We start from the raw sequence: 21,190 nt of genomic DNA, 5'->3' as shown, positions 1-21,190 counted from the left end.
GCCCGGCATGCCGGGCTTTTTGTTGCCTGTCATTTGGGAAATCTACTGATCCCGGGCCTTGGCCTGCGCCGCAGCCTTGGCCGCACGTAACCGACGAACCTCTTTTGGATCCGCCAGCAACGCTCGATATATCTCGATGCGGTCACCCGCCTGAACCTGGCGACTCTCGGGATCGGCAATCACCTTGCCGAAAATCCCTACCGGACAGGTTGCCAGATCCAACTCGGGAAATTGCTCGGAAATGCCCGATTCAGCCAATGCCGCTCGCAGAGTAGTGCCCACGGGCACCGCCACCTTGAGCAATACCTGGCGGTCGACGGCGGCATACACCACCTCGACGTCAATCACCGGCTTAACCATGCAACTGCTTGGCGCGCTGACAGAACGCGTCCACCAGCGTGTTAGCCGCCTGATTGAACAACGGCCCCAGGGTCGCCCGAACAATCGGCCCGGCATAATCGAACGACAGGTCAAGGCTGATCTTGCAGGCTTTCTCGCCCAATGCCTTGAACACCCAAACACCATGCAACTGATTGAACGGCCCCTCTTCGAGATGCATCTCGATCGAGGACCCGGCTACCAGTGTATTGCGCGTCACAAAGTGCTGGCTTAACCCGCCCTTGGCCACGCCCACGCTTGCACGCATGTGCACGGCAGAGCTTTCCAGCACTTGCGCCTCGGAACACCAAGGCAAAAATTCCGGATAGCGCGCCACGTCATTGACCAGGTCATACAGCGCTTGCGCCGGATACGGCAACAGAGCCGAACGTTGAATATGTGTCGTCATGTCAGCGTCACTTCCACAGCTGGGCGGCAAACACTACAAGAATGCCGATTGGCGCCACATAGCGCATCAAGAACAATGTCAGAGCAAACAATGCCGGGCTGCGCATCGACAGTTCATCGCGCACCGCTTCACGGCCCATCACCCAACCTGCAAATACCACAAAGCACAAACCACCGAGCGGCAACATGATCCGCGAGGTGAAGAAATCGATCACGCCAAAGAAATCCAGTCCATTTTGCGCCCCCCACTGGTAGAGGTGAAACACACCGCCATCATTCACGAAAAACTTGGCCTGTTTCCAGATATTGAAGGAAAACACCGTTCCCAAGCCAACAAACCAGCAACTGAATGCCAGCCAGAACGTCACCCAGCCACGACGGATGTTGGTCCGTTCAACCAGGTAGGCCACCATCGGCTCCAGCAAGGAAATCGCCGAACTCCAGGCCGCAATTGCCACCAGCACGAAAAACACCACACCCATCAACTGGCCGAATGCGACGTTACCAAAGGCAAATGGCAGACTGACGAACATCAATCCCGGCCCTTCGCTTGGGTTCAAACCGGCAGCAAACACAATCGGAAACAACGCCAGGCCGGCCAGCAGAGAAACAAAGGTATCCAGTAATGCAACGCCGACGATGGTCCCGGAAATCGACGAATGCTTAGGCATATAAGCACCGTAGATCATGATCGAGCCCACACCGACACTCAGGGAAAAAAACGCATGCCCCATGGCCGGCAGCAAGCCGTCCAGCAACTTGTCCGGGTTGAAGTCGAACATGAAATGCACGCCTTCCATGAAGTGCCCGGTGGTCAGGCTGTAGCCCAACAGAATCACCAGCATCACGAACAGCAACGGCATCATGATCCGCAAGCTGCGCTCAAGCCCCGCGACTACGCCTTTGGCGATAACGAACGCCGACAGCAACATGAAGAGGGTATGCCACAGCGTCAGACGCCAAGGGTCGGCGACCACCCCAGCAAAATAGGCGCCGACCTGATCGGCCGTCACACCCTGGAAGTCGCCACGCCCCATGTCGATGATGTAATCCAGCGACCAACCGCCCACCACACTATAGAAAGACAGAATCAGCAGTGCCGTGATCATCCCGGCAAACGCGCCCCAGGACCATTTCGCCGAATGCCCGGCTTCAAGCGCCAGCACCTTCAAGGCATTTGCCGGACTTTGCCGGGCACGACGACCGATCAGGGTTTCGGCCAGCATCACCGGCACGCCGATCAGCGCAATACACGCCAGAAACACCAACACAAACGCGCCGCCGCCATAGACGCCGACCATGTAGGGAAACTTCCAGATACTACCCAGCCCCACGGCTGAACCGGTCGCAGCGAGTATGAAAACCCAACGGCTAGCCCAACTACCGTGGGCTGAAACCTTGTCTGACGACATCCTGAACACGCCCAACCGATCAAAAAAGAGGGCGCATTGTCCGGGATTCACTCAATGCGCTCAAGCACGTAGGTTCACCGTAGCCGACTCGCGCGCAACTCCCTATAATGCCGCCCCTATGGCTAAACAGAAGAAACACCCCGAAGGGACCATCGCGCAGAATAAAAAGGCGCGACACGATTACTTCATCGAACACCGTTTCGAGGCTGGCATGGTCCTGGCCGGCTGGGAAGTAAAGAGTCTGCGTGCAGGCAAGGCACAACTGGTCGACAGTTATGTGCTGCTCAAGGATGGCGAAGCGTGGCTGCTCGGCAGTCACATCACTCCGCTGACCACCGCCAGCACCCACGTCATCGCCGACCCGACGCGCACGCGCAAGCTGCTGCTCAACCAGCGCGAGCTGGAGAAGCTGTTTGCCGCCGTGCAACAGAAGGGTTACGCCTGCGTCTGCCTGTCGCTGTACTGGAGCAAGCACTTGATCAAGTGCGAGATCGCTCTGGGCAAGGGCAAGAAGGAATACGACAAGCGTGATACCGAGCGCGAACGCGATGCCGGTCGCGAGTTGCAGCGAGCGGTGCGGAACAAGGGTAAAGAAGACTGACGTCGCTCTTTGCCTTATCGCGGGCAAGCCTTGCTCCTACAGGCTTGCGTAGTCCTTGTAGGAGCAAGGCTTGCCCGCGATTGCTTCACTGCAAATCCATCTGACTACATCCCCTTGCGCCGCTCCGCCCGAGCCATGCGCTGCATTTCCTGACGCACTTCTTCGAGCACTTCCTGCACATACAAAATGTGTCGACTGGAAATTTCTCGCGCCTGCTCTGCACGCCCTTCGATAATCGCCTGATACAACTCCCGGTGCTGACTGATCAGCATGTCGCGAGTTTCGACGCGCTGCTTGTACATACCACCGATGTTGGTCACCACGTTGCGCTTGAGCAGATCGAACAGCCCGCGAATGGTGTGCAACAGCACCGCGTTGTGACTGGCTTCGGCAATGGCCAGGTGAAAGTTCGCATCCGCCGCGCCCTCTTCCGCACGACTCACCTGATCATGCCGCGAGTAACAATCCTGCAACTCTTCGAATGCCGCAGTCAGTCGCTCACGATCAACATCCGTCGCGCGCAATGCAGCGTAATAGGCGCATGAAGCTTCCAGCGTATGGCGAAACTCCAGCAGATCACGCTGGGCTTCGGGGTTGCTTTCCAGCAGGTGCAGCAGCGGATCGCTGAAGGTTGAACCGAGCGATTCAACCACATAGTTGCCGCCGCCCTGGCGACTGACCAGCAGCCCCTTGGCCGCCAGTTTCTGGATCGCCTCACGCAATGAAGGGCGCGATACACCGAACTGCTCAGCCAGAGCGCGCTCCGCCGGCAATCGCTCACCGGACTTCAGCGTGCCCTCAAGAATCATCCCCTCGAGCCGCTCGACAATATCGTCAGACAAACGGCGCTGACGAATCTGATCAAACCCCATAACTCATTCTCCACGATCCCGACAGCTCGCCGGGCTCTCTATTCTGGCCTATTGGCGTCGCGCCAGCACCTACCAGGCGGCGTTTGATCGAACAGATCAGATGACCTCTGCACCGCTCATTCGACGAAAGTTTCAGGGCGGCAAATTGACACACCACACCCAAGGCTTTTACCCTAGCCGACAGCGATTGTAAATTGGTATTACCAATTAACCAAGAACGCTGACCAGTGCCTGACCAACAACAATTAGGGGCCACCCCATATGCAAACCTGGCAACAGCTCTACAGCCCGCTCGGCAGCCTCGGCTTGTCCGCACTCGCGGCCGTTATCCCCATCGTATTTTTCTTCCTCGCTTTGGCCGTGTTTCGCCTCAAAGGACACGTCGCCGGGAGCATTACCCTGGCGCTGTCGATTCTGGTGGCGATCTTTGCCTTCCAGATGCCTGTCGACATGGCTTTCGCTGCTGCTGGCTATGGATTTGCCTACGGACTGTGGCCGATTGCATGGATCATCGTGGCCGCAGTGTTCCTCTACAAACTGACGGTCAAGAGCGGCCAGTTCGAAGTGATCCGCAGCTCGGTGCTGTCGATTACCGACGACCAACGCCTGCAAGTGCTGCTGATCGGTTTCTGCTTCGGCGCATTCCTGGAAGGTGCCGCCGGATTCGGCGCACCGGTCGCGATTACCGCCGCGCTGCTGGTAGGACTGGGTTTCAACCCGCTGTACGCCGCCGGCCTGTGCCTGATTGCCAACACCGCACCAGTAGCCTTCGGTGCACTGGGAATTCCGATCATCGTCGCCGGCCAGGTAACCGGCATCGACGCGTTCAAGATCGGCGCCATGGCCGGTCGCCAACTGCCACTGCTGTCGGTGTTCGTGCCGTTCTGGCTGGTGTTCATGATGGACGGCCTGCGCGGCGTCAAAGAGACCTGGCCGGCAGCGTTGGTGGCGGGCTTGAGCTTTGCCGTGACCCAGTTCTTCACCTCGAACTTCATTGGCCCCGAACTGCCGGACATTACCTCGGCACTGGTCAGCCTGGTTTCCCTGACCCTGTTCCTCAAGGTCTGGCAGCCCAAGCGTTCGTTCGCCGAAGCGACCGCCAGCGTCGGTGCCGCAACCGTGAGAAGCGCCGGAGGCTTCGGTCAACCACGTACGACACAGCCTTCGCCGTACAGCTTCGGCGAGATTTTCAAGGCCTGGTCGCCGTTCCTGATCCTCACCGCGCTGGTGACCATTTGGACCCTCAAGCCCTTCAAGGCAATGTTCGCCGCCGGCGGTTCGATGTACAGCTGGGTGTTCAACTTCGCCATCCCGCACCTGGACCAACTGGTGATCAAGACTGCCCCGATCGTAGCCGCCCCGACTGCCATTCCTGCGGTGTTCAAACTTGACCCGATTTCGGCGACCGGCACGGCGATTTTCTTCTCCGCACTGATCTCGATGCTGATCCTGAAGATCAATTTCAAAATTGGTCTGACCACCTTGAAAGAGACCTTCTTTGAACTGCGCTGGCCTATTCTGTCGATCGGCATGGTGCTGGCCTTCGCCTTCGTCACCAACTATTCGGGCATGTCATCGACCATGGCCCTGGTACTGGCAGCCACCGGCGCGGCCTTCCCGTTCTTCTCGCCATTCCTCGGCTGGCTGGGCGTGTTCCTGACCGGTTCGGACACCTCGTCCAACGCGCTGTTCAGCTCGCTGCAAGCGACCACCGCACACCAGATCGGCGTTAACGACGTGCTGTTGGTGGCAGCGAACACCAGTGGTGGCGTGACCGGCAAGATGATCTCGCCACAATCGATCGCCGTGGCCTGCGCCGCGACCGGTCTGGTGGGCAAGGAATCCGACCTGTTCCGCTTCACCCTCAAGCACAGCCTATTCTTTGCGACTATCGTCGGCCTGATTACCCTGGCCCAGGCCTACTGGTTTACCGGCATGCTGGTGCACTAAGACTACGAGCAACTACATAAATTAAGAACCGAAAGAACCGACGCCGGACTTTKACTCCGGCGTCAGCGACTCACCACCCGGTCTGCAAGGCTGCTGAAAGCTTCCCGCTTTATAGTCAGCAGCCTCAGCGGACGGATAACCGGGCCCACCCGGAGACACGCCTGATGAGCGAGCTTTTTTACAACGCTGTGCCGAACGCGACCCGTGTCGCCCCGCCACTGCCTGAACCGCGCCAGTACCCCAGTGAGAAACCGCAGCAGGTCTACCTGTTCGGCACGTGTGTGGTCGACCTGTTTTATCCCGAAGCCGGGATGGACGCGATTCACCTGCTGGAGCGCGAAGGTATTCGCGTGGAGTACCCGCAAGGGCAAAGCTGCTGCGGACAACCGGCCTACACCTCGGGTTACACCGAACAGGCCCGGACCGTAGCGCGCTCGCAACTGGCGCTGTTTGCCGGGGATTATCCGGTGGTGGTGCCTTCAGGCTCCTGCGCGGGCATGCTGCGCGAACATTACGCCGACTTGTTCAAGGACGAGCCGGACACCTTGAAACAGGTCCAGGCCCTGGCGGCACGGACCTATGAGCTGGCCGAGTTTCTGCTGTTCGTCTGCAAGGTGCAGCTCAAGGACAGCGGCGAACCGGTCAAAGTGGCGTTGCACACTTCGTGCTCGGCACGGCGGGAGATGAACACCCACTTGCATGGTCGCGAGTTGTTGTCGCAGCTGAGCAACGTGAAGCGGGTCGACCACGATCACGAAAGTGAATGCTGTGGCTTTGGTGGGACATTCAGCGTCCGAATGCCAGACATTTCCGGTGCAATGGTCGCTGACAAGACCAAAGCCCTGAAGGAATCCGGCGCACACACGGTGCTGAGTGCCGACTGCGGCTGCTTGATGAATATCAACGGCTCGCTGGAAAAACAGAACGAAGCGTTACGCGGCCAACATCTGGCCAGCTTCCTCTGGCAGCGTACCGGAGGTGCAAAATGAGCACTTCCACGCTGATTCCAACGGTGGCGGTTGAAGAAGATTTTCGCACCCGGGCTCACGAGGCGTTGGGTGACAAGCAACTGCGAAACAACTTTCGCAGTGCAATGGATTCACTGATGGCAAAGCGGGCAGCGTCCTTCAGCGATGCCTTCGAGCGAGAACACTTACGCGCACTGGGCAATGCTATCCGTGCCCGCGCGTTATCCAAGTTGCCCGACCTGCTCGAGCAACTGGAACAGAACCTGACCCGCAACGGTGTGACAGTGCACTGGGCGGAAACGGTGGACGAGGCCAATGGCATCGTCTTATCGATCATCCGTGCTCACGAGGCGCGGCAAGTGATCAAGGGCAAATCGATGGTCAGCGAAGAGATGGAGATGAACCATGTCCTCGCTGAACAAGGCGTTGAATGCCTTGAGTCGGACATGGGCGAGTTCATCGTCCAGCTCGACCACGAGAAGCCTTCACACATTATTATGCCGGCGATCCACAAGAATGCCGGTCAGGTCGCGTCCTTGTTCCACGACAAACTTGGCGTGGAATACACCAAGGACGTTGACCAACTCATTCAGATCGGTCGCAAAGTCTTGCGGCAGAAATTCTTTGAAGCGGACATCGGCGTCTCCGGCGTCAACTTCGCCGTGGCCGAAACCGGCACCCTGCTGCTGGTGGAAAACGAAGGCAACGGTCGCATGTCGACCACCGTGCCGCCGGTACACATCGCGGTCACCGGGATCGAGAAAGTCGTCGAAAACCTGCGCGACGTTGTCCCCCTGCTCTCCTTGCTGACACGCTCGGCCCTCGGCCAGCCGATCACCACTTACGTCAACATGATCTCCGGCCCGCGCAAGGCACATGAACTCGACGGCCCGCAAGAAGTGCACCTGGTTTTGCTCGACAACGGCCGCAGCCAGGCCTTTGCCGACAGCGAACTGCGCCAGACCCTGAACTGCATCCGCTGCGGCGCCTGCATGAACCATTGCCCGGTTTACACGCGCATCGGTGGCCATGCCTATGGCGAGGTTTACCCGGGCCCGATCGGCAAGATCATCACCCCGCACATGGTTGGCCTGGCGAAAGTCCCGGACCACCCGAGCGCCTCGTCGCTGTGCGGCGCCTGCGGCGAAGTCTGCCCGGTAAAAATTCCGATCCCGGCACTGCTGCGCCGCCTACGCGAAGAGAACGTCAAAGCCCCTGACAGCCCTCATCAAGTGATGCGTGGCCAAGGCAGCAAGTACTCACGCAAAGAGCGCTTCATCTGGAACGCCTGGGCCAAGCTCAACAGCTCGCCGACGCTGTATCGGCTGTTCGGCTTCTTCGCCACTCGCCTGCGCGCCCTCACACCAAACAACATAGGCCCGTGGACGCAAAACCACAGCGCACCGAAACCCGCCGCTCGCTCACTGCACGATATGGCCCGCGAGCATCTGGCCAAACAGGGAGATCGTTGATGAGCGCCAAGCAAAACATCCTCGCCAAACTGCGCAACAGTCTGACCGGCACCACGCCAGTGCCTGACAACTTCGACGAAGCACTGGTGACCGAGCCTTACACCTACAGCCCAGAGCAACGCATCCCGCAACTGCGCAAACTGATGGAAGCGGTGCACACTGAAATACACCTGACCAGCGAGCGAGGCTGGCCCGAGTTGCTCGCGCAATTGCTGCGCGACCGACAGTTGCCGAGCCTGCTGATCGCACCGACTACACCGCACGGTCAACGTGTCGCGCAGCACTGGGCGAACAATCCCGACCTTCCCACACTGAAGGCCTACGACCGTCCGGTAGAAGAATGGAAAGCCGAGCTATTCAATGACACCCCGGCCAGCCTGACCACCACTCTCGGCGCGATCGCCGCCACCGGCAGCTTGATCATCTGGCCGACCCGTGAAGAACCACGGCTGATGAGCCTGGTGCCGCCGGTGCATTTCGCCCTGCTCAAGGCCAGTGAAATTCGCGACAACTTCTATCAGGTGCAACAAGAGTACGAGTGGGCCCAAGGCATGCCGACCAACGCCTTGCTGGTATCCGGCCCGTCGAAAACCGCCGACATCGAGCAAGTCCTGGCTTACGGCGCCCACGGCCCGAAAGACCTGGTGGTGCTGATCCTGGAGGACCAATGAGTCTACCGGCGGCTTTCCTGCGTGATGCGCAGCAACTGATTCCACAGGAGCGACGTTTCGACGATCCGCTGTCGACCCTGGCCTTCGGCACCGACGCGAGCTTCTATCGGCTGATCCCGAAACTGGTGATCCGCGTCGAGTCTGAAGACGAAGTGGTTGCCCTGTTGAAACTGGCCCAGCGTGATCGGGCCCCGGTGACCTTCCGCGCCGCTGGCACCAGTCTCTCCGGCCAGGCCATCAGCGACTCGGTGCTGATCGTCCTTGGCGATAACTGGAACGGTCGCGAAATCCGTAGTCAGGGCACACAAATCCGTCTGCAACCGGGTGTGATCGGCGCACAGGCGAACGCCTGGCTGGCGCCGTTCGGTCGCAAGATCGGCCCCGATCCGGCGTCAATCAATGCCTGCAAAATCGGCGGTATCGTCGCCAACAACGCCAGCGGCATGTGCTGCGGCACCGCGCAAAATACCTACCACACGCTGGCCGGCATTCGCCTGGTGCTGGCCGATGGCAGCCGCCTCGACACCGAGGACGCCGCCAGCGTCGCGGCTTTTCGCAACAGTCATGCTGAGCTGCTGGAACGTCTGGCGACACTCGGCCGCGAGACCCGCGCCAATAGCGAGTTGGCCGCAAGGATTCGCCACAAATACCGTCTGAAAAATACCACCGGCCTGTCGCTCAATGCCCTGGTCGATTTCGACGAGCCTGTGGATATCTTGAGCCACTTGCTGGTGGGCTCCGAAGGCACGCTGGGGTTTATCAGCGCAGTGACCTACGACACGGTGATCGACCATCCGAACAAAGCCTCCGCGCTGATCGTCTTCCCGGATGTCGAAACCTGCTGCAACGCCGTGACCGTACTGAAAAGCCAACCGGTCTCGGCCGTGGAATTGCTCGACCGCCGCAGCCTGCGCTCGGTGCAGGACAAACCCGGGATGCCGGCCTTCGTCCAGCAACTGTCGGCCAACGCCTGCGCCTTGCTGATTGAATCGCGCGCTGCATCAACTGCACTGCTGCACGAGCAACTGGCGCAGATCATGAATTCGCTGGTCGCGTTCCCGGTGGAGAAACAGGTCGACTTCACACAAGACCCGGCAGAAAACGCCAAGCTGTGGGCAATCCGCAAAGACACCTTCCCCGCTGTCGGCGCGGTGCGCAAAACCGGCACCACGGTGATCATCGAAGACGTGACCTTCCCGGTGGAGCAACTGGCGGCAGGCGTGAACCGCTTGATCGAGCTGTTCGACAAACATCACTACGACGAAGCGATACTTTTCGGCCACGCCCTGGAAGGCAATCTGCACTTCGTCTTCACCCAAGGCTTCAACAGCACGGAAGAAGTCGCACGCTACCAGGCGTTCATGGACGACGTGGCGCAATTGGTTGCCGTCGAGTTTGGCGGCTCGCTGAAAGCCGAACACGGCACCGGGCGCAACATGGCGCCCTTCGTCGAACTGGAATGGGGTAGCGATGCCTATCAGTTGATGTGGCAGCTCAAGCTCCTGCTCGACCCGAACGGCATTCTTAACCCGGACGTGGTGCTCAGCGAGGACCCGCAGATCCACCTCAAGCACCTGAAACCGCTGCCGGCCGCCGACGAGATTGTGGATAAGTGCATCGAGTGCGGCTTCTGCGAACCGGTCTGCCCATCCAAAGGCCTGACCTTGAGCCCACGCCAGCGCATCGTGATCTGGCGTGACATTCAGGCGAAAAAACGCGCAGGCATCGACACCTCGGCGCTGGAAGAGGCTTATCAATATCAAGGCCTCGACACCTGCGCCGCCACCGGACTGTGCGCACAACGCTGCCCGGTCGGAATCAACACCGGCGAACTGGTGAAAAAACTCCGTAGCCGCACGGCAACCCGGACGAAAACCGCCAACTGGCTCGAAGGAAATTTCGCCACCGCGCTGCAAGGTGCACGCTTCACGCTGCACGTGGCCAACGGTGCGCGGATGTTGCTGGGTGCGCCGCGGCTGACGAAGATTTCTGCTGCGCTGACCAAGTTGTCCAAAGGGCAAATCCCGCAGTGGACCAACGCCATGCCGCAACCGGAACGAGCGATTCGCTTCAGCCCGACGGTGACCGACGAGCGCCCGCGCGTGGTCTATCTGGCGGCGTGCGTGTCGCGGGTCATGGGCCCGGCAGCGGGAGACAAGGAGCAAATGTCACTGTACGACAAGACCCGTGGCCTGCTGGAAAAAGCCGGCTACCAGGTAGTTTCGCCGGACAATCAGGACAACCTCTGCTGCGGTCAACCGTTCGCCTCCAAAGGCTATGCCGAGCAAGCCGAGCACAAACGCCAGGAACTGATCGGTGCGCTGCTGCACGCCAGCCGCGGCGGGCTCGACCCGATCTATTGCGACACCAGCCCCTGCACCCTGCGCTTGGTGCAGGACCTTGGCGATGTGCGCCTGGACCTGTACGACCCAGTGCGTTTCATTCGCACGCATTTGATCGACCGGCTGGACTTCACGCCCCAGGAAGCGCCGATTGCAGTGCATGTCACCTGCAGCACTCAGCACCTCGGCGAGAGCCAGGCGTTGATCGATCTGGCGCGACGTTGCAGCAAAAACGTGGTGATTCCGGAAGGCATTCACTGCTGCGGGTTTGCCGGCGACAAGGGCTTCACCACGCCCGAGCTGAACGCTCACTCACTGCGCACATTGAAAGACGCCGTGCAGCATTGCAGCGAAGGTATCTCCACCAGCCGCACCTGTGAAATCGGCCTGAGCCAACATGGCGGGATCGACTACCACGGGCTGGTTTACCTGGTGGACCGAGTGACCCAAGCCAAAACGATCTGAAATCGACGCAATCCAGCAAGGGGCACTCTGCCCCTTTGCTGTACTCTCCTGCCGACGAAATACCACGCTATTTTTCCCACACCACAAGAACCCTTGTGCGCCGCCACAGTCTATCTGTTAAGCCCAAGCCCCTTGGTTCCCGACGCTGTTCAAGGAGAAACCCCATGAAGCGATCCGCCCTGGCCGGACTGCTTATCTGCGCGACACTGACAACCGCCCACGCCTTTGCCTCGAACGAGAGCGATATGTGCGCAAGGAATCTTCAAACACTCACCAGCGAACTGGCCAATGCGACCAAGCTCGATGCCGCCACCCAAAGCGACGCCACGAGCAAACTCCAGCAAGCCAAATCTGCCTATGCCGCGAAAAACGACAGGGAATGTGTATCCCTGACGCAGCAAGCGCTGCAGTCCGTTCAAAGCCATAAGAACAGCCAGTAATCCGCCTCTGATGCGCAAGCGTGGACAGAAAGTCGACTCGCACCACGCATTGGCGTACACTGTGTTCACCTGCTGGTTACACACAGCAGGTTCGGGGCCGTTTAGGATTCGACGCCGGTTGCGAAACTTTAGGTGCATGCCGAGTTGGTAACAGAACTCGTAAATCCACTGTTGCAACTTCCTATAGTTGCCAATGACGAAACCTACGGGGAATACGCTCTCGCTGCGTAAGCAGCCTTAGCCCTTCCCTCCTGGTACCTTCGGGTCCAGCAATCATCAGGGGATGTCTGTAAACCCAAAGTGATTGTCATATAGAACAGAATCGCCGTGCAGTACGTTGTGGACGAAGCGGCTAAAACTTACACAACTCGCCCAAAGCACCCTGCCCGTCGGGTCGCTGAGGGTTAACTTAATAGACACGGCTACGCATGTAGTACCGACAGCGGAGTACTGGCGGACGGGGGTTCAAATCCCCCCGGCTCCACCACTTCATCATCTAAAGACGTCCACGGACGTCTTTTTTTGTGCCTGAAATCCAGTAAATACGGGGGTTTCAGCGCTGCGGGATGCTTTCCAGGTTTTTTGAGTTCCAGGCGGTTTGGTATTCCCAATGGTATTCCCGGCTACCCGGCGCTAATCTTGGGAATACCAAAAGGTGTCATGGAGTACTTCTCATGTGCGCTCAAACCACCCGCCTCTCCGACCGCCAGCTCAAGGCGGTCAAACCGAAAGACAAGGATTACGTCCTCACCGATGGCGACGGGCTCCAACTGCGAGTCAGGGTCAATCGCTCGATGCAGTGGAATTTCAACTACCGGCATCCCGTAACCAAGAACCGAATCAACATGGCGCTCGGCTCTTATCCCGAGGTTTCTCTTGCACAAGCCAGGAAGAAAACCGTTGAGGCCAGAGAGCTGCTCGCGCAGGGTATCGACCCCAAAGCTCAACGCAATGAGCTACAGGAAGCCAAACGAGCAGAAACGGAACATACGTTCGAAAACGTGGCCACCGCCTGGTTCGAGTTGAAGAAGGATTCCGTCACGCCAGCGTATGCCGAAGACATTTGGCGCTCCCTCACACTGCATGTTTTTCCGAGCATGAAATCAACGCCTCTCTCGGAAGTCAGCGCCCCAATGGTCATCAAGCTCCTTCGTCCGATTGAGGCCAAAGGCAGCCTCGAGACAGTTAAGCGAGTGAGCCAGCGCCTTAACGAGATCATGACCTACGGGGTCAATTCCGGAATGATCTTTGCCAACCCTCTCAGCGGCATTCGAGCGGTGTTCAAGAAACCCAAGAAAGAGAACATGGCAGCGCTACCACCTGATGAGCTTCCGGAGCTCATGATGGAAATCGCGAATGCCAGCATCAAGCGGACGACCCGTTGCCTGATCGAATGGCAGCTGCACACCATGACCCGCCCTGCCGAAGCGGCGACCACCCGATGGGCAGACATCGACTTCGACAAGCGCATCTGGACCATCCCGCCGGAGCGCATGAAAAAACGTCGGCCGCACACCATCCCGCTGTCCGACCAGGCACTCGCGCTGCTGGAGACACTCAAGTCCCACAGCGGTCACAGGGAATACGTGTTCCCGGCAGATAGAAACCCGCGCACCCACGCTAACAGCCAGACCGCCAATATGGCGTTGAAACGCATGGGCTTCCAGGACCGCTTGGTCAGCCACGGCATGCGCTCAATGGCCAGCACCATCCTGAATGAGCATGGCTGGGATCCCGAGCTGATCGAAGTCGCTCTTGCCCATGTCGACAAAGACGAAGTCCGAAGCGCCTATAACCGTGCGGACTACATTGAGCGAAGACGCCCGATGATGGCCTGGTGGAGTGAGCATATTCAGAAGGCCGCAACGGGTAGCCTGTTGGCATCTGCGATCAATCAAATCAGGGACTCCAACGTCGTGCCGATACGCTAAGGGCTCACCTCACGCGCAGATGGCCGAAAAATGACGCATCAGAGAAAATGGTGACTTTTCTCAAGCTCTCGTTTAGGCATGAATTGCAATCGCCTTTGCGAATACACTGTCGACCTGAAAATGGCCTCAGTGTGATGGCTAGCAACGATCTGTCTGGAAATCGACCAATGCCTTTGACCCTACCCCAACTAGAGCGCCACCTGTTTAAGGCCGCTGACATTCTGCGCGGCAAGATGGACGCCTCAGAATTCAAGGAATACATCTTCGGGATGCTGTTCCTCAAGCGCTGCTCAGACATGTTTGAGCAACGTCGCGAGGAAGTGATTCGCCTTGAAATGGAAGGTGGTAAAAGCAAGGTTCAGGCGCAGGTCTCTTCCGAGATCTCGCGCTGGTACAAAATAGAAGGCTCGTTTTGGGTGCCTCCACAGTCGCGCTACGAATTCTTGCTCAATGACGCACACCAGAACGTAGGCGACTTCCTGAACAAGGCGCTCACCGGTATCGAGACAGCCAACACCAGCCTGTACGACGTGCTGGAGCATATCGACTTCACGCGTAAGGTCGGCCAGAGCAAGATCTCCGACATCAAGCTGCGCCAGCTCATCACGCACTTTGGTGTGTTCCGCCTGCGCAACGAAGACTTCGAATTCCCTGACCTGCTGGGTGCTGCTTACGAATACCTGATTGGTGAATTTGCAGATTCGGCGGGCAAAAAAGGCGGCGAGTTCTATACGCCTCGTTCGGTGGTGCGAATGATGGTGCGGCTCATCAAACCAGAGCTCCAGCACGACATCTATGATCCCTGCTGTGGCTCCGGTGGCATGCTGATCGCAGCCAAGGAATACATTGACGAGCACGGCGAAGACGGCCGCAAAGCCAACTTGTTCGGCCAGGAGTTCAACGGCACAGTGTGGTCCATCGCCAAGATGAACATGCTGCTGCACGGCATCAGTACCGCCGATCTGCAAAACGAAGACACCCTAGCCGAGCCCCAGCACGTTGAGGGCGGCGAGTTGAAGCACTTCGACCGCGTGCTCACCAATCCACCTTTCTCTATCCACTGGGGCAATACCGAGAAGGATGCCGATGGCAAGCCCGCCTGGAAGCCCAAGTTTGAAGCCGAGCGATTCCCCTACGGCCAAGTGCCGCTGGGTGCCAAGAAGGCCGACCTGATGTTCCTCCAGCACATGCTGGCCGTCACACGCGATGGTGGCATGGTGGCCACGGTTCTGCCCCACGGTGTGCTGTTCCGGGGTAGTGAGGAAAAAACCATCAGAAAAGGTATTATTGAGGACGATTTGCTCGAAGCCGTCATCGGCGTCGCCCCCAATCTGTTTTACGGCACCGGTATTCCGGCCTGTATTCTGGTTCTGCGCCAACGGGTACAGAAAGGCGCCAAACGTATCAGCGGCAAGCCTGCCGAGCGCCAGGGTAAGGTGTTGTTCATTAATGCCGACCGCGAACTCTTCGAAGGCCGGGCACAAAACTACCTGCTGCCGGAGCACATCGAAAAGATTGTCACTACCTTCGACGAATTCCGCGCCATCGACAGCTTTTCGGCCATCGTCGATAACTCCACACTTAAAGCGAACGGCTACAACCTCAACATCCGTCACTACGCCGATAACTCCCCGCCACCCGAGCCGCATGACGTGCGCGCCCATTTGGTCGGTGGCATCCCGAAGGCCGAGGTGGCCGACAAAGCAGGATTATTCGGCGCCCACGGCCTGAACCCAATGGAACTACTGGTGGATCGCGACGCCAAGTATTTCGACTTTGCGCCTGCTCTCAACAAACGACAGGCCCTCAAGCCGACCATCGAGAACGATGCGGGGCTGGTCGCCAAGGAAGCGGCCATTCGCGCCGCTTTCAACCAATGGTGGCAAGATCACAGCGCCCGCATCACGGCACTCTCTGGCCAAATGGACAATGCCGCCAGCCTCGTCGCCCTGCGCAATGACCTGCTGACTAGTTTTAGCCAAAGCTTGGAGGCCATCGGTCTACTCGACCCCTTCCAGGTGCGCGGCATCGTTGCCGGTTTCTGGTACCAAACCAAGTACGACGTCCTCACCCTGATGGCGCGCGGCGCCCAGGGCGTGGTCGACGCCTGGCGCACCAGCATCGTTACCGCGCTAGAAGACAAAGCCAACAAAGAGTCCCCCCTGGAGCACAAGCTGGTCAAGTTCCTGATGAGTGATTTCGTCGACGCCATCACTGAACTAGAGGCCAAAAAGGCCGAGTTGGACAGCCAGATCAAGGCCGCCAGCCCCAAGGATGCAGAAGATGAAGAAGGCGAAACCGCTGAGGCCGCCGAAGGGGTCGAGGAGTTCGAGGGCGATGCTGATGAAGACAACGCAGTGGACGAAGCCCAGCTAAAAGCCTGGAAGAAAGAGCTTACCGCCGTTAAGAAGCAACTCAAGGCTAAGAATGACAGCTTCAAGCAGCACATCGGGGCCGCCGTGGAAGGGCTGACGCCGGAAGCCGCTGCCGAATTGCTGCTGACCATCCTGCACAACGACATGCAGGTTATCGTGGAACGCTACATAGCCGCCCAGCGCAAGACCATCGTCTCCGCGTTCGAGAACTGGTGGGACAAGTACCAATTAACGCTGACCGATATCGAGAGTAAACGGGATGCGGCCGCAAAGGAGCTGCAAGGTTTCTTGAAGGGGCTGCGGTATGTCTGACTCGATTCCTTGTGGTTGGCAACGCCGAAGCCTGAGCTCTCTTGGTGAGTACGAGAACGGATTTGCCTTTAGCGACCGGCATTGGTCTGAAGCTGGACTGCCTATCGTTCGAATTGCTCAAATCACCGGCTCGCAAGGCATTGTTGATCGGTATCCAGGGCGCCTGCCAGATAAGTTTCGCATTGACAGCGGCGACTTGATTTTTTCTTGGAGCGGTACTCTCGCTGTCGTCCGATGGACAGGTGGGCCTGCGTGGCTGAATCAACACCTCTTTAAGGTAGTGCCCTACGCAGGTATCGACCGGTCACTCATGTTTCATCTGCTCCAAGCGTCCGTTGCCGAGATGAGCAAACGAACGCATGGCAGCACGATGAAACACATTAAGCGCGGAGAGCTTCGTGAGTTCTACGTGACTTTGCCGATTGACAGCGACGAACAGCGCAAGTTAGCTCAAATTCTTGACACCCTCGACGCCGCCATTATCGAAACCAAGGCAATCATCGCCAAGCTCAAGGCCGTCAAGCTGGGCTTGCTGCACGATCTACTGACGCGCGGCATCGATTCCAACGGCGAACTGCGTCCGCCCCATGCAGAATCTCCGCACATCTACAAGGAATCGCCAGTGGGGTGGATTCCGAAGGAGTGGGAATGCAAGACTTTTGGTGACCTTTGCGAATCGAGCGCTTTCGGGCCTCGATTCCCCTCTGATGCATACGAAGAGAACGGCCCGCTGGCTACCCTTCGCACCACCGATATGGATGATGAGGGGAATATTTCGTTATTCACGATGCCCCGAGCAGCGATTAAGCCATCAGTCTTCGCTGACCATCTGCTTCGACCGGGAGATATCGTCATTTCCCGCAGCGGCACATGTGGAGTGACTGGCGTTTTCAATGGTCACGAAATTCCGGTAGTGCCGGGCGCTTTCTTGATTCGATTCCGGTTGCGTGACGTTTGTTTGAATCGGTTTTATCGTCGCTACTTCAACTCCTCAATTGGTCGTCCATATTTGGAGAGACTAGCCGTTGGTGGTGTACAAAAAAATATCAAGGGCAGCGATGTCCTATGCCTGCAAGTACCCGCACCAACGCCATTTGAAGCAAAAGTGATCGCTGAACGCATCGACTCCGTCGAGGACGATACGGAGCGTAATCAGCAACTGTTAGCGAAACTGCTATTGCAGAAATCCGGCCTGATGGACGACCTCCTCACCGGCCGAGTCCGCGTCACACCATTGCTGGCCGAAGCCGCACAACATACAGGGAGCGTCTAATGGGCTGGGAACTCGATGACGTCGAAAAACCGTTCGTAGCCCAGTTGCAGGCACTCAGTTGGACCTATAACGCAGGCAGTCTCGACGACCCAGCAGTCACGGGGCGAACCAGTTTCGCCGAGGTGATTCAGGAGGGTTTACTACGCGAGCAGTTGCGCGCGCTGAACCCCGGCGCTGACGGCACACCCTGGCTGGACGATGCGCGGTTATCCGAAGCCGTGGCGGCCATCACCCGCCTGGGCACGCACAAGTTGATGGAAGCTAACGAAAAAGCCACTGCCTTATTGATCCGAGGCTTGACGGTCGAAGGTCTGCCGGGATGGGACGGCGGTCGAGGCCAGACTATTCGCTACATCGATTGGGATACCCCAGCCAACAACCGCTTCACCGTGATTAACCAGTACCGCGTCGATTGCCCGCCCGGCTTCAATAGCGGCAAGGCCTTTGTCGTTCCCGACTTAGTGCTGCTGGTAAATGGCATCCCGCTAGTGGTTGTGGAGTGCAAGAGCCCGTCCGTCCCTGAGCCGCTGGCCGAGGCGGTGGACCAACTGCGGCGCTACACCAACCAGCGTAAAGCCGCACTTGAGGTGGACGACAACGAGGGCAACGAGCCGCTATTTGCCACCAACCAGCTGCTAGTAGCGACCAGTTTTGACGAGGCACGTGTCGGGTGCGTGGGTGCAGCCTTTGAGCACTATGCTCAGTGGAAGACGGTAGTCGGGCCTGATGGCGCAGGCAGCGAGATTGAGGTGGCTCAGGCTCTAGGCAAGACTGCTCTATCCGAGCAAGAGCGTTTAATCGCCGGACTGCTTTCACCTTCGCATTTACTGGATGTGGTGAAGAACTTTATGTTGTTCATGCAGACAGGCAGCCAGACTATCAAGACGGTATGCCGCTACCAACAGTACCGGGCGGTAAACAGGGCAATTGCCCGCCTCAAGACAGGACAGACGCGGCTGCAGCACGGCGAACACGACAAACGCGGCGGTATCATTTGGCACACCCAGGGTTCCGGCAAAAGTCTGACAATGGTGTTCCTCGTGCGCAAGATGCGCGCGGACGCACGACTACGTCGCTTCAAGGTGGTCGTCGTCACCGACCGCAAAGACTTGCAGGGCCAGTTGTCCGCGACCGCCACGCTGACCGGCGAAGTGGTGGATGTAGCAGAGAGCACTGCGGGCGTAAAGGCCCTGGCACGGCGCAAGGGCCCAGGGCTGATCTTTGCCACGATTCAGAAATACCGTGACCCTGATAGCGCCGGTGATGCGCCGCTGACAGCGGACGACTTACCGAAAGTGGAAGAGTCCAGGGTCATCTATAAGGCTGACGAAAAATTTGAGGTACTGAACGAGGACGACAGCATCCTGGTTCTGGTGGACGAGGCGCACCGCACCCAGGCCGGCGACATGCAAGCCAACCTGCTGGCGGGTCTGCCCAACTGCGCGCGCATTGGCTTTACCGGCACGCCAATCATCATGGGTGATAAGAAGCGTACCCATGAGATCTTTGGCGAGTTCATTGACCGCTACACCATCAAGGAAGCCGAGGCCGACGGCGCGACGGTCCCAGTGCTCTACGAGGGCCGCACGGCCAACGGAGCGATCAAGGACGGCGCCAGCCTAGACGAACTGTTCGAAGACCTGTTCCGCCAGCGCTCCCCGGAAGAGCTGGAGGCAATCAAAAAAAAGTACGCCACCAAAGGCCACATCTTTGATGCCCCGGCGCTGATCGCCGACAAGGCCCGCGACATTATTCGCCACTACGTCACCAACATCCTGCCCAACGGCTACAAGGCGCAGGTGGTGGCGTACAGCCGGCTGGCGGCGATTCGCTATTTTGAAGCGCTACGGTCAGCCCGCGATGAGTTATTGGCCGAGACACAGGCGCTCTCGCCCGAGGACACTGCACTGGATGACGAGGCCCTGTGCCAGCGCCCTTTGAGCGTGCAGGCGGTGGTGCAGGCCTGGCGGTACCGGGACACACTGGCGCGCATTGAGTTCGCACCGATCATTTCGGGCAGCAACAATGACGACCCTGCGTGGAAGCAGTGGACCGACAGCGCGGTGCATGAGCAACTGATCAAGCGCTTCAAGAAGCCTCTATTGAACGCCAAGCTGGAGAAGACTGACCCACTGGCCTTCCTTGTCGTGAAGTCGATGCTGCTCACCGGCTTTGATGCTCCGATCGAAGGCGTGATGTACCTCGACCGCCCGATTCGCGAGGCGGAGTTGCTACAGGCGATTGCCCGCGTCAACCGCACCGGTTTCGGAAAGCGCTGCGGCATCGTGGTGGACTACTTCGGCGTGGCACAGCATTTGAAGGAGGCGCTGGCAGCCTATACTGATGAGGACGTGGACGGCGCACTGGCTAGCCTGAAGGACGAAGTGCCGGTGCTGCGCGACAGACACATGCGTGTGGTGGACCTCTTCCGCCAGCACGGTATCGAGTCGCTGGACGACACCGAAGCCTGCGTTGAGGCATTGGGCAGCGAGAAGTTGCGCGCCGAGTTCGCCGTCAAGCTCAAGGCTTTCTTGGGGTCCCTGGATACGGTGCTGCCGCGACCGGAAGGGTTGCCTTATTCAGGCGACGCAAAGCGCCTGGCGTACATCCATGCCCGCGCCCGCAATCGCTACAAGGACACGCCGGTACTGGGTAAGGATGTGGGTGCCAAGGTTCGTAAGCTGATCGACGATCATGTGATCTCGCTGGGCATCGACCCAAAGATCCCGCCGATTCAGCTGACCGATGCCGAGTTCGATACACACCTTGCGCGTGCCGTAAACGACCGCGCCAAGGCTTCCGAGATGGAGCACGCGATTCGCTCGCACATCCGTAAGCACACCGATGAAGACCCGGTGCTGTACCGCAAGCTCTCCGAGCACTTGAACGACATTCTCAAAACACTAGGTGAAAAGTGGAACGAGGTGATCTCGCAACTGCAGAAGATTATCGACGAGTTGCGCACTGGCAATGTGGGAAGTGCCGATACGCCGAGCGACTTACCCGAACACTACGCGCCATTCCTCCGCACAGTCCTTGATGTCGTTTGTGCTGGCCAGACGCCAACTGCAGCCGAGTTGCTGCGCCTGAAGGATGTGACGGTTGAGCTGGTCGAATCTCTGGCTCAGGAACTGCAGAGCAACCGCAATATCTGGAGTCCGCACAAACGCGCCGCACAGGACGAGCTGAACGGCCAGTTATTCGACCAGCTAATGCGCCTTCGTCCGCCTCTGGTGGATGCGGACAAAGCCGGTGTGCTGGCCGACAAGCTGATGGAGCAGGCTCGCGCCAACCACGACAAGCTGGTGCAGGTGTAATCC

General features: G+C 58.5%; 15 protein-coding genes and 1 other RNA gene. 12 read left to right on the top strand and 4 right to left on the bottom strand.

The window, feature by feature from the left end; all coding sequences use genetic code 11:
* Positions 1-42 precede the first annotated feature (42 nt).
* From AC1DIH_RS16415 to AC1DIH_RS16405, 3 genes are read right to left on the bottom strand one after another with little or no spacing between them, the layout of a single operon-like run.
* A complete protein-coding gene (locus AC1DIH_RS16415) occupies positions 43-360 on the bottom strand; it encodes an RnfH family protein (RefSeq protein ID WP_477772479.1) in 318 nt (105 codons plus the stop codon).
* Complete coding sequence (locus AC1DIH_RS16410) at positions 353-787, bottom strand: type II toxin-antitoxin system RatA family toxin (protein WP_103318587.1); 435 nt, start codon at positions 785-787, stop codon at positions 353-355. The genes AC1DIH_RS16415 and AC1DIH_RS16410 overlap by 8 nt, the downstream gene beginning before the upstream one ends.
* A gap of 7 nt (positions 788-794) precedes the next feature.
* The gene (locus AC1DIH_RS16405) at positions 795-2,198 is read right to left on the bottom strand and encodes a sodium-dependent transporter (protein ID WP_477772478.1); all 1,404 of its coding nucleotides are present in this window, start codon (positions 2,196-2,198) and stop codon (positions 795-797) included.
* Positions 2,199-2,316: 118 nt separating this feature from the next.
* On the opposite strand from AC1DIH_RS16405, the gene smpB reads away from it, so the two are divergent.
* Positions 2,317-2,799 (top strand): SsrA-binding protein SmpB, encoded by a 483-nt coding sequence (gene smpB, locus AC1DIH_RS16400; protein WP_019691770.1) that lies wholly within the window; start codon positions 2,317-2,319, stop codon positions 2,797-2,799.
* 104 nt (positions 2,800-2,903) lie between these two features.
* Here the strand turns inward: smpB and AC1DIH_RS16395 are convergent, their stop codons facing one another.
* Positions 2,904-3,671, bottom strand: coding sequence for an FCD domain-containing protein (locus tag AC1DIH_RS16395; protein ID WP_103318583.1), 768 nt, complete (start codon positions 3,669-3,671; stop codon positions 2,904-2,906).
* Positions 3,672-3,932: 261 nt separating this feature from the next.
* Between AC1DIH_RS16395 and AC1DIH_RS16390 the strand changes: the two genes are divergently transcribed.
* The 11 genes from AC1DIH_RS16390 (at position 3,933) to AC1DIH_RS16340 (ending at position 21,187) form a co-directional block, all read left to right on the top strand.
* Positions 3,933-5,621, top strand: a complete 1,689-nt coding sequence (locus AC1DIH_RS16390; RefSeq protein ID WP_054594079.1) for a lactate permease LctP family transporter — start codon at positions 3,933-3,935, stop codon at positions 5,619-5,621.
* A 164-nt stretch (positions 5,622-5,785) separates the two neighbouring features.
* Positions 5,786-6,610 carry a (Fe-S)-binding protein gene (locus AC1DIH_RS16385; protein ID WP_477772477.1) on the top strand — a complete coding sequence of 275 codons (825 nt, stop codon included), beginning with the start codon at positions 5,786-5,788 and terminating at the stop codon, positions 6,608-6,610.
* Positions 6,607-8,061 (top strand): LutB/LldF family L-lactate oxidation iron-sulfur protein, encoded by a 1,455-nt coding sequence (locus tag AC1DIH_RS16380; protein WP_477772476.1) that lies wholly within the window; start codon positions 6,607-6,609, stop codon positions 8,059-8,061. Before AC1DIH_RS16385 ends, AC1DIH_RS16380 begins: the two co-directional genes overlap by 4 nt.
* Positions 8,061-8,732, top strand: coding sequence for a LutC/YkgG family protein (locus AC1DIH_RS16375; protein WP_477772475.1), 672 nt, complete (start codon positions 8,061-8,063; stop codon positions 8,730-8,732). The genes AC1DIH_RS16380 and AC1DIH_RS16375 overlap by 1 nt, the downstream gene beginning before the upstream one ends.
* Positions 8,729-11,539: an FAD-binding and (Fe-S)-binding domain-containing protein gene (locus AC1DIH_RS16370; protein WP_477772474.1), complete on the top strand. Its 2,811-nt coding sequence runs from the start codon at positions 8,729-8,731 to the stop codon at positions 11,537-11,539. Before AC1DIH_RS16375 ends, AC1DIH_RS16370 begins: the two co-directional genes overlap by 4 nt.
* A 164-nt stretch (positions 11,540-11,703) precedes the next feature.
* Positions 11,704-11,979, top strand: a complete 276-nt coding sequence (locus tag AC1DIH_RS16365; protein WP_019691763.1) for a hypothetical protein — start codon at positions 11,704-11,706, stop codon at positions 11,977-11,979.
* Between the two features lie 93 nt (positions 11,980-12,072).
* Positions 12,073-12,466: a transfer-messenger RNA gene (gene ssrA, locus AC1DIH_RS16360) on the top strand.
* Positions 12,467-12,653: 187 nt separating this feature from the next.
* Positions 12,654-13,910 (top strand): integrase domain-containing protein, encoded by a 1,257-nt coding sequence (locus tag AC1DIH_RS16355; RefSeq protein ID WP_477772473.1) that lies wholly within the window; start codon positions 12,654-12,656, stop codon positions 13,908-13,910.
* A 167-nt stretch (positions 13,911-14,077) separates the two neighbouring features.
* Complete coding sequence (locus AC1DIH_RS16350; RefSeq protein ID WP_477772472.1) at positions 14,078-16,597, top strand: type I restriction-modification system subunit M; 2,520 nt, start codon at positions 14,078-14,080, stop codon at positions 16,595-16,597.
* Entirely contained in the window at positions 16,590-17,870 is a 1,281-nt protein-coding gene (locus tag AC1DIH_RS16345; RefSeq protein ID WP_477772471.1) for a restriction endonuclease subunit S, read from the top strand. Before AC1DIH_RS16350 ends, AC1DIH_RS16345 begins: the two co-directional genes overlap by 8 nt.
* Positions 17,870-21,187 carry a type I restriction endonuclease subunit R gene (locus AC1DIH_RS16340; protein ID WP_477772470.1) on the top strand — a complete coding sequence of 1,106 codons (3,318 nt, stop codon included), beginning with the start codon at positions 17,870-17,872 and terminating at the stop codon, positions 21,185-21,187. The genes AC1DIH_RS16345 and AC1DIH_RS16340 overlap by 1 nt, the downstream gene beginning before the upstream one ends.
* The last annotated feature ends 3 nt before the right edge of the window (positions 21,188-21,190 follow it).

The organism is Pseudomonas sp. 05N36, from assembly GCF_056397385.1.
The sequence above is the reverse complement of the archived record's forward strand: the minus strand, read 5'-3'. Positions and strand labels throughout refer to the sequence as shown.